The organism is Mesorhizobium sp. M7A.F.Ca.ET.027.03.2.1, from assembly GCF_003999175.1.
Taxonomy (GTDB): Bacteria; Pseudomonadota; Alphaproteobacteria; order Rhizobiales; family Rhizobiaceae; genus Mesorhizobium.
The window spans coordinates 1-412 of the sequence record NZ_RZOM01001945.1; the positions used below are offsets into that span (position 1 = coordinate 1).

The 412-nt window shown below is 56.3% G+C and carries 1 pseudogene; it reads left to right on the plus strand.

What is annotated here, in order from left to right:
• Window positions 1-12: 12 nt before the first annotated feature.
• Window positions 13-412: pseudogene (locus EN750_RS38905) on the plus strand (hypothetical protein); the annotation flags it as partial.

The window sequence follows — 412 nt, forward strand, 5'->3', positions numbered from 1 at the left end:
GTGGAAAAGGACATGGTTGCCGGTGTTGGCCATGTCGTTGCCAATGCTTATTATGCTGCGGGCGGCGACAAGGCGGACGGTTCAGGCATCGGCTTCAAGGTGCTCAAGGCAAAAAAGAAGATCGATGGAACCAGGGACGAGGTGACCTATGCCTACGGACCCGACAGCAAATTCGATCTGCCGCCCGATGACTATGTGTTGATTGCGACGGTTGATCTCGCCGTCGTCGAGCAGCCGTTCACTGTCAAGGTGGGCGAATTTCAGGATCTGAAGGTCGCAATGAATGCCGGCGTGCTGGCGATCACCGCGCCCGGAGCCTCGAAGATCGAGATTTTCGAGGCCAAGAAGGACATCAACGGCAACCGCAAGTCGCTTGGCTATGCATTCGACCAGAAGTATCAGGCAGCGATCC